At 67.2% G+C, this 1,516-nt stretch carries 1 protein-coding gene and 1 pseudogene; both read right to left on the bottom strand.

What is annotated here, in order from left to right; all coding sequences use genetic code 11:
* Positions 1-425 (bottom strand): annotated as a pseudogene (locus F3T56_RS41985) (RICIN domain-containing protein); the annotation flags it as partial.
* 33 nt (positions 426-458) lie between these two features.
* The coding region (locus F3T56_RS41980) for a glycosyl hydrolase 53 family protein (RefSeq protein WP_172639411.1) at positions 459-1,516 on the bottom strand (1,058 nt) is incomplete at its 5' end.

Below are 1,516 nucleotides of genomic sequence, written 5' to 3'. Positions count from 1 at the left end.
ATGATCTGCGAGACGTCCTTGGAGGTGTTGCCGTTTCTGACGTCGGTGAAGTTGTGGTTGAAGTGCGGGGCGGGGACGATGAAGCCCGCGGAGGCCAGGGCTCGGATGATGAACAGGGAGTTCTGCGGGCTGCTTCCGTAGCCGTGGGTGAAGTTGTAGACGGGGAAGACACCGTCGGCGGCCGGGGCGTCCGTCACCGGGTTGCCGCCGGGGGTGCCGGTGGCGGGGTAGTAGACGTAGGTGGTGCACGGGCGGCTGCCGCGGGTCCAGTTGTACCTGCGTACGCCGACCGCGAACGGCGTGGTCGGCGCCGTGCCCAGCGGGCTGACGGCGGCCGGTGCTGGTCCCGTGCCGAGCAGTGACAGACCCACGCCCGTCGCCCCGACGGCGCTGATACGCAGGAATGTGCGTCTTTGCATGGTCATGGATGGCTCCTTGGGTATGGGGAGAGGGGGCGCTCAAGACCTGTTCGCCGCTTTGGGGACGACGTCGACGACCGCCGTGACCGGTCCCTTGCCGGTCATCCCGGTGACCGTCACCTCACCCGGCTTGTCGGTCGCGCCGGGCGGCAGCGGCTTCCAGCGGACGGGGACGCCGGTGATCGTGTCGTTGGCGGTGGTGAGCATGCGGATGGAGGAAGGCAGCTTCGGGGCGGCACCCACCGTGGTGGCGGTGTAGACGGTGTCCTGGAGGATGTGCTTGGCACGGCTGGCGTTGAAGACGTTGATGGAGGCGTGCGGCTCCCATGTGTTCGCCGACCCGGGCACGGCCCGGAACATCGGCTGGAAGCCGGCCGGCTCCCACACCAGGACACCTGAACCTCGGTTGTCGACCACGTCGTTGGCGGCCTGGAACACCCTCCGGACAGCGTCCGCCTGGCCCTGAATCGTTCGCGGGAAGGGTGAGTTGGGCAACGGCGAACCGTCGCCGCCCGAGGCGGGGTAGGCGGTTTCGGCGACGTCGACTTCGTAGCCGGGGCAGGTGGTGGCGATGGTGTTGAGGTTGTGATCCAGCGCCTCGGGCGTGCCATGCCACTCCGGGTAGTACGAGATGGCCAGCACGTCAGGGTTCTGCCCCTTTGCCTTCACCCGGGTGAGGAACTGGTGCCAGAACTCCATGGTTTTGGCGAGCCGGTCCTTGCCGACAATCACGTGTATCTCGACCTTGGATGTCGGTGACGCGTCGCGGACGGCCTTGATCCCGGCCGCGGCCAGGGTGGTGAACCGGTCCCACGCCTGGTCGTAGAGCTGCTGCTCCATCGGGTCGGTTGACCGCCAGTACTTCCACAGCAGGCCACCGCCGGGCTTGGACTGGTAGATGTCGGCCTGGTCGACGAAGTACGGCGGATTCGTCGTGCCGATGTGGGCCGCCTCGCTGCCGTACATGAAGCCGTTGATGATCTCGTTGCCGACGGCCACCTTCTCCGGCGTGGTGCCCTGCTGGATCAGCCGGTCCAGGTAGTCGGCGGTGAAGTCGTACACGGTCTGGGACAGGTCCGCGAACTCCAGCTCGGCCC

It is taken from the genome of Streptomyces tailanensis (assembly GCF_008386495.1).
Classification (GTDB): Bacteria; Actinomycetota; Actinomycetes; order Streptomycetales; family Streptomycetaceae; genus Streptomyces; species Streptomyces tailanensis.
This window is presented reverse-complemented; position numbering and strand designations above follow the sequence as displayed.